Source organism: Bradyrhizobium sp. P5_C11_2, assembly GCF_054049755.1.
Map to the genome: position 1 here is coordinate 1 of NZ_JBFULT010000373.1, position 7,497 is coordinate 7,497.

A 7,497-nucleotide genomic window follows, 5' to 3' on the forward strand; every position below is an offset into this window, starting at 1 on the left:
CACCACGGTGCTGCGGCCGGAGGACCCAAATGCCTCTGAAAACACGGCGGGGCTGATCCGAGGAACTTCCGGTTCGACAGGGGAACGGTCTTGCAGCGCTGCGCTGCCGAGCTATCAGCGTTTCCTCTTCAGGCCCGCCGAAACGGCGTTCGAACTGGCCTGAGCGGATCGGGGCTTCGGCTTGTCTTGCCCGCGCGCCCCGGAAGGCGTGTGCCACGCCTCGAGGAGCATCTTGAGAAACTGGCTCGCGTGGGGAGATAGCGTCGCCCCGTGCCTGCGCACGATTCCGATCGTCCGCGACACTTCCGGCTCGATCAAACGAACGGTGTGAATGATGGGGTGACCGGCCGCCGGCGTCGCGAGCCTCGGAAGCACGGCGATGCCGAGTCCCGCTTCGACGAGGCCAAGCGAACCGGAGAGGTGAGCGACTTCATAAGACCAGTTCAGCTGCAGGCCGTGTCGCGCCAGCGCATTGTCGATCAGCGCGCGATTGCCGCTGTTGCGACCGACGGTGATGACCCGGTGCGACACGATCTCCGACCAGCTGACCTGTTTGCGCGACGCCAACGGATGATCATGGCGRCAGGCCAGGACGAAGGGATCTTCAACCAGTTTCTCGAATTCGATCTCGGCATGCGACGCACCGATGAAATTGATGCCGAAGTCGGCTTCTCCGCGCGCGACCGCTTCCAATCCCTCATTGGCACCGATGTCCAGAATCCGGATGCGAATGCGTGGATACGTTTCGGCAAACCGGCCGATCGCGCGCGGCAGGAAATAGAACACCGCTGTCGGCACCGCAGCCACCGAGACGAGGCCCGAACTTCGCGCGCCGATATCGTGGATGGCGAGCACCGAGGTTTCGAACTCGTCGATGAGGCGGCGCACCTTCGGCAGGAAATCACGGCCGGTCATGGTGAGATTGACGTGACGCGTCGAGCGTTCGAGCAGCGGCGCACCGAGACTTTCTTCCAGCTTCTGAATACGTCGGCTCAGCGCCGGCTGCGACAGGTTCAGCGCCCTGGCAGTGCGGACGAAGCTTCCCGTCTCCGCCACGGTGATGAACGCCTTGAGGTCGAGAAGTTCTGCGTTCATGGCACGCTCCATTGTATCGATAATCGGAATAATACATCAGATATTTGCATTTCACAAAAGAGTTCGGTCGAGGGATGCTCCGGATCGAGCGAAGTTGTCGCGAACGGAACAGCACCATGAACGATCAGATTGCCATTCCCTGTGTAGTCATGCGCGGGGGCACCTCGCGCGGGCCGTTCTTCCTGGCCCGCGACCTTCCGGCCGACCCCAAACTGCGCGACGCGATCCTGCTATCTGTGATGGGAGGGGGGCACGATCTTGGAATCGACGGGATCGGCGGCGGCAATGCCGTTATCAACAAGGTCGCGATCGTTGGACCGGCATCGGTGCCAGGCGCCGATGTCGACTACCTGTTCGCCCAAGTGCGTGTTCGTGAAGGCATCGTCGATACCTCCCCGAACTGCGGAAACATGCTCGCGGGGGTGGGGCCATTCGCAATCGAAGCCGGCCTGGTCGCCGCCGCCGCCGCGGATCGCACCCATGTGCGGATTCACAATGTCAACACCGGCAAGCTGATTGACGCGACCGTTCCGACCCCCGCAGGGCGCGTGACTTACGACGGTGAGGCGCGGATCGACGGCKTACCGGGAACGGCCGCGCCGATCGAGCTGTCGTTCCCCAACGCGGCCGGCGCACGCACTGGTCGTCTCCTGCCCACCGGACGACCGGTCGATCGCATCGAAGGGATCGATGTGACCTGCATCGACGCGGCGATGCCCGTCATGCTGGTCCGCGCGGCGGATCTGGGGTGGACCGGCCGTGAGGCTCCCTCCGACTTCGCCGACGGCGGCTTTCGCGCGCGTCTCGAAACTCTGCGCATCGAGGCCGGCCGCCGGATGGGCTTTCCAAATTCCGCGACAATGGTGATTCCGAAGCCGGTTCTGATTGCGCGCGGAGGCGAGGCGACGTTGAACACCAGGTATTTCATGCCGCATGACTGCCATAACGCGCTGGCGGTGACCGGCGCTGTCGCGATCGCGACGGCGTGCGTCACGCCCGGGACGATCGCGGCAGAGATGGTCGGACCATTGGCGCCGCCGGTGCCGATCACCCTCGCCCATCCCTCCGGCCAGCTCGTGGTTCGGCTGGAGCCCGGCCCGGTTGCCCGGGTGCTGCGGACGGCCCGCCGAATCTTCGAGGGCCACGTCTTCGCCCGTCGATCGCACGTGCCTGATTTGGTGCTGGCGGCCTGAAGCCGGACTGCTCTTAAACCGCAAGAATAACACAAGGGAGAAACGAGAATGCAGATGCGAGCGCCAGCTGGGTCCGCGAGCAGCGAGCCGCGAAAGCCATTCTACCGTATTCTCTACGTCCAGGTGCTGATCGGTCTCATGCTGGGTGTCCTCACGGGCCATTTCTGGCCCGAATTCGGCGCCGCGCTGAAGCCCTTTGGCGACGGCTTCGTCAAGCTGGTCAAGATGATGATCGCGCCGATCGTGTTCTGCACCATCGTGAGCGGCATCAACAGCATCAGCGATTCCCGCGAGGTCGGCCGCACGCTGGTGAAATCCATGGCGCTGTTCTACCTGCTGACCGTGCTCGCGTTGCTGGCCGGGCTGATCGCCGTGTCACTGATCCAGCCGGGCGTTGGCATGCATGTGTCCGTCAATACGCTGGATCCGTCGGTGGCCGCGAAATTTACCAAGCAGGCAGGTGCGACCGGATTTGCGGACTTCATGCTGCACATCATCCCGCACTCCTTCTTTGGAGCGTTCGCCGATGGCGAAGTGCTGCCGGTGTTGCTCGTCTCCATCCTGATCGCCTTTGGCCTGAGCCGCACCGGCGATGGCGGCGTTGTGGTGACGAAGGCGGTCGAGTCGTTCTCACAAGTGCTGTTTGTGTCCTTCGGCTTCATCATGAAGCTCGCTCCGCTCGGCGCCTTTGGGGCCATGGCGTTCACCGTGGGGCGCTACGGCATCCGATCGATCGGCTCGCTCGGACTGCTGATTCTGACCTTCTATATCGCCTGCTCGGTCTTCGTTGTCGTCGTGCTTGGGACGCTGGCGCGGCTGAACGGCTTCAGCCTGTGGAAGACGATCCGCTACTTCAAGGAAGAGCTGCTGATCGTGCTCGGCACGTCGTCGTCGGAGCCGGCGCTGCCGGGCGCGCTGCGCAAGCTGGAGCAGCTCGGATGCCGGAAAGGCGTGTCAGGGCTCGTGTTGCCGATGGGCTATTCCTTCAATCTGGACGGCAGCGCCATTTACCTCACCCTGGCGTCCATCTTCATCGCGCAAGCCTGCGACATTCATCTGTCGTGGGGGCAGATCGCGGCGATGCTCGGACTGATGCTGTTGACGTCCAAAGGGGCGGCAGGTGTCACCGGCAGCGGCTTCGTTGCGCTTGTCGCGACCCTCTCCGTCATGCCGGATCTGCCCGTGACCGGCGTGGCGCTGCTCGTCGGCATCGACCGCTTCATGTCGGAGGCGCGGGCGCTGACCAGCATGATCAGCAATTGTGTCGCGGCCATCACCATTTCGCTGTGGGAGGATGCCTGTGATCGCGAGGTATTGGCCCGTGAACTGGGGCAGAGCCTCACGCGCGAGGTCGCGGCGGGGACGGCGATCGGCGGAGCAACAGTGGTGCAGGAGAACGAGGGCTGGATTTCGACGACGCAATCGGCCGCTTGAACCCGAAGAGAGCGACGCCAATCACCCTAGTTGGACTTCGCGCCCTCTTTGGCGTTCTCCGCCGTGGGCGATTCCGGCGCGGGGCGCTTGCCGCCACCGGTGATGCGCTCGATCGCGGAGCGCACTGCGTCGCCGCCCTTGCGGTCCTTCAGCATGTCGAGCAGGGGGGCCGAGGCCGGCGAGCGGCGGATCAGGCTTTCCGGATCGGGGAAGATCAGGGGATCGTCCCAGGGACCCTGCACCACGAAGGGCAATTCGAAGCCCGACGCGCTGTTGAGGCTCGCCACGCCCTTCATGTCGTATTCGCGCGTCGGTACCGAGGCGGTGCCGGTCATCGTGATCTTCGCGGCAGGTCCCTCGACGCGGATGTCCTCGGCGGTCGCGATCCCGTCGGCGAATTTCACCGCGATGGTGAGATTATCGTAGGGGGTCGAGCCGTTGCGGAAATTGCCGCCGCCCGACAGCGGCCGGCGCTCCAGCCGCTTCAGGAGCTGCTCGGCGTTGAAGCCCGCGATCGCGCCGTCGTGGCCGGTCACGTGGGCGCTGCCGTCGAGCGACTGCACGAGGCCGAACGGGCTCGACCCGGAGGCGACGAGCGACACGTTGATGGTGCCGCGGCCGGACAGCTTGTTGATGCCGAACAGTTCGGAGGCGCAGGCCTGGAGATCGACATCGATGAACTGGAATTGCGCCTTGACGTCGGCGACCGTGTCGGAGCGCGCGATGCCGAACGAGCCCTTGGCGATGCCGCCATAGACCTGAGCCTCGCCGACCGAGAGCGCCAGCGTGCCGTTGCGCAAACTCGCGCCGATCGCGGTGCGGCCGAGTTTCGACGGCCCGACCGTCAGCCGCGCCGCCGACAGGCGCATGTCGAGGTCGGTGGTCGACAGTCCATTCAGGTCGAACAGCTGCCTGTTCCAGTCCCGCGCGCCGCTCGCGAGCAGGCGGAAGGTCGAGATATAGGGCGTGAAGTCGAGCGCGTCGGCGGCGAGCGTGGCCTGGAGCGTCTGCCGGCCGTTATTGGCGTAGGTCATCACGCCCTCGGCGGCATTGCCGTCGAGCTCGACATTGACGTTGGTGAGCGCGATCGAGGCGCCCACGACATTGGCGCGTGCCTTCAGCGCGAAGCGGCCGAAGCCGCCGCTGCCGGGCTGCGGCTGGCCGGTCCAGCGCAGCGCGTTGCGCAAGGACGGGCTGTCGATGGTGAGGGTGCCTTCCATCATCGGGCTGGTGCGGTTGGCGACGCTGCCGTCGAAGGCGAGCTTGAGCGGCGCGCTGGCGATCCGCGCCTTCAATCCCGAGCGGTCGCCGGAGAGGGCCGCTACGAAATCGGAAAAGCTGATCGATCCGTCGACGCGCTCGCCGCGCCAGTCGAACTGCCCGGTCGCGGCAAAAGAGCGCGAGATCGAGGGCCACGCCAGCGACAGGTCGATATCGTCGAAATGCTCGGTGGCGTGCGTTGCGGCGTCCTCGTAATTGAGCACGCCGTCCTGGATCCTGATCTCGGAGAACGAGACCTGATTTTCGGCGCCGGGCTTCATGGTGCGCGCAATGGTCTGGATGAAGGGCGTCCAGTTGCTCTCGCCGTCCGGCTTCAGGCTGACATGGATGCGCGGCCGCAGCAGCGTCAGGTCGGCGATCTCGAACCTTTGCAGCAGCAGGGGCAGCAGCCGCAGATTGGCGGTGAGCACGTCGACATGGAGCGCGGGGTCGCTGGTGCCGCCACCCTTCAGGCCGACGTCGTGGAACGAGATGTAGCTCGCCGGCAGCAYCGAGATGTCGATGCTGCCTGCGACACTGAGCTCGAGCCCGGTGACGGCGCGGATCTGCGCTTCCACCGCCTTGCGCAGCGCGTCGCGGTTGATGAGCCAGGAGGTCGCGATCAGGGCGATCAGCGCCACGCCGAGCAGCGCCGCGATCGGCGTCCCGAGGCGCTTCATTCCTTGGGCCATGGTCAATGGCATGTCCTGATCGGGTTGGTCGTTGGAGCCAGACGGGCGGACCGGGAAACCTGCGCGCCCACGCCCAAGCCTTGTTAAGTTACAAGTCCTGTTATGTTAAGTCGCGCAACTTGATGGGTTTTCTTGTCGCTTTCAAGGCCGGGGGCGGGTTTGCCCACGGCGTGGGCAGCTTCTATCACCGGGCCGCGGGGCGGAGAACCCCGTATGATTGACGGCCTCGGACGATTTCGCCTAATAATCGCCGCCAATAAGGCGCGACGCCTGCAAGCCGAAGGTTCAGTCGAGGGTTTTTGCATGAACAAGGTCTATCCCGACGCCAAGTCGGCGCTTGAGGGCGTTCTCAAGGACGGCATGATGATCATGTCGGGCGGCTTCGGCCTCTGCGGCATCGCCGAGGCGCTGTCGGATGCGATCCGCGAGTCCGGCGTCAAGGGCCTGACGGTGGTCTCCAACAATGCCGGCGTCGACGGCATCGGGCTCAGCCGCCTGTTGGAAACCCGCCAGATCAAGAAGATGATCTCGTCCTATGTCGGCGAGAACAAGCTGTTCGCCCAGCAATTCCTCGCCGGCGAGCTGGAACTCGAATTCAATCCGCAGGGCACGCTGGCCGAGCGCATCCGCGCCGGCGGCGCCGGCATTCCGGCCTTCTACACCAAGACCGGTGTCGGCACGCTGATCGCCGAAGGCAAGGAAGTGAAGGAGTTCGACGGCGAGAAGTACCTGATGGAGCGCGGCCTGTTCGCCGACCTCGCCATCGTCCATGCCTGGAAGGGCGACACCGCCGGCAACCTGATCTACCGCAAGACCGCGCGCAATTTTAACCCGATGATGGCGACCGCCGCCAAGGTCACGGTGGCCGAGGTCGAGCATCTGGTTCCGGCCGGCGAACTCAATCCCGACCACATCCACACGCCCGGCATCTTCGTGAAGCGCATCGTCGAGGTCGGTACGGCCAAGAAGCGCATCGAATTCCGCAACACTCGCCCGCGCACCGCCGCTTAAGATCAGGAGAGCCACATGGCCTGGACCCGTGAACAGATGGCTGCGCGCGCCGCCAAGGAACTGCGCGACGGCTATTACGTCAATCTCGGCATCGGCATCCCGACGCTGGTCTCGAACTACATTCCCGACGGGGTCGATGTCAGCCTCCAGAGCGAGAACGGCATGCTCGGCATGGGACCGTTCCCCTATGAGGACGAGGTGGACGCCGATCTCATCAACGCCGGCAAGCAGACCGTCAGCGAGCTGCCCTCGACCTCCTATTTCTCCTCGGCCGATTCCTTCGGCATGATCCGCGGCGGCCACATGGACCTGTCGATCCTCGGCGCCATGCAGGTGGCCCAGAACGGCGATCTCGCCAACTGGATGATCCCCGGCAAGATGGTCAAGGGCATGGGCGGCGCGATGGACCTCGTCGCCGGCGTCAAGCGCGTCGTGGTGGTGATGGAGCATTCCGCCAAGGACGGCGCCAAGCTGCTCAAGAAGTGCAATTTGCCGCTGACCGGCGAGCGGGTGGTCGACATGGTCGTCACCGATCTCGCCGTCTTCACCATCGACAAGCACGGCGACGGCGGCATGGCCCTGATCGAGCTCGCCGACGGCGTCTCGCTCGACGAGGTCAAGGCCAAGACCGAAGCCGAATTCCGCGTCGCGCTGACGAACACCTGAGATCGCGGTCGCGAATCATCGTGAATGGCCGGGCCTTCGTCCCGGCCATTTTCGTTTGATCATGTGGGGATGCGAGCCAGTAGGGCGCCACCACATTCTCGGTGTCGTCCTGGCGAAGGCCAGGACCCATACCGCGAGGTCTATCG

The 7,497-nt window shown here is 64.6% G+C and carries 6 protein-coding genes; 4 read left to right on the plus strand and 2 right to left on the minus strand.

Annotated elements, in window-relative coordinates; translation table 11 throughout:
• Positions 1–114: 114 nt before the first annotated feature.
• On the minus strand, positions 115–1,107 hold the full coding sequence (locus ACXJL8_RS27965) for a LysR substrate-binding domain-containing protein (protein ID WP_456685954.1): 993 nt from the start codon (positions 1,105–1,107) through the stop codon (positions 115–117).
• A gap of 104 nt (positions 1,108–1,211) precedes the next feature.
• Between ACXJL8_RS27965 and ACXJL8_RS27970 the strand changes: the two genes are divergently transcribed.
• Positions 1,212–2,288, plus strand: coding sequence for a 4-oxalomesaconate tautomerase (locus ACXJL8_RS27970; protein ID WP_456685955.1), 1,077 nt, complete (start codon positions 1,212–1,214; stop codon positions 2,286–2,288).
• A 54-nt stretch (positions 2,289–2,342) separates the two neighbouring features.
• Complete coding sequence (gene dctA, locus ACXJL8_RS27975; protein WP_456620302.1) at positions 2,343–3,722, plus strand: C4-dicarboxylate transporter DctA; 1,380 nt, start codon at positions 2,343–2,345, stop codon at positions 3,720–3,722.
• A gap of 26 nt (positions 3,723–3,748) precedes the next feature.
• On the opposite strand, the gene ACXJL8_RS27980 is transcribed toward dctA, so the two are convergent.
• Positions 3,749–5,674, minus strand: coding sequence for an AsmA family protein (locus ACXJL8_RS27980; protein ID WP_456685956.1), 1,926 nt, complete (start codon positions 5,672–5,674; stop codon positions 3,749–3,751).
• 303 nt (positions 5,675–5,977) lie between these two features.
• Here ACXJL8_RS27980 and ACXJL8_RS27985 point away from each other — a divergent pair, with 303 nt between their 5' ends.
• Both ACXJL8_RS27985 and ACXJL8_RS27990 read left to right on the plus strand, forming a co-directional pair.
• Positions 5,978–6,685, plus strand: coding sequence for a CoA transferase subunit A (locus ACXJL8_RS27985; RefSeq protein WP_456620303.1), 708 nt, complete (start codon positions 5,978–5,980; stop codon positions 6,683–6,685).
• Between the two features lie 15 nt (positions 6,686–6,700).
• Positions 6,701–7,351, plus strand: coding sequence for a 3-oxoacid CoA-transferase subunit B (locus ACXJL8_RS27990; protein WP_456620304.1), 651 nt, complete (start codon positions 6,701–6,703; stop codon positions 7,349–7,351).
• Positions 7,352–7,497: the final 146 nt, after the last annotated feature.

What these genes read in the sequence shown, in the direction of transcription:
- dctA (WP_456620302.1), top strand. Translation starts at nt 2,343, where the DNA reads ATGCGAGCGCCAGCTGGGTCCGCGAGCAGCGAGCCGCGAAAGCCATTC.
- ACXJL8_RS27985 (WP_456620303.1), top strand. Translation starts at nt 5,978, where the DNA reads ATGAACAAGGTCTATCCCGACGCCAAGTCGGCGCTTGAGGGCGTTCTC.
- ACXJL8_RS27990 (WP_456620304.1), top strand. Translation starts at nt 6,701, where the DNA reads ATGGCCTGGACCCGTGAACAGATGGCTGCGCGCGCCGCCAAGGAACTG.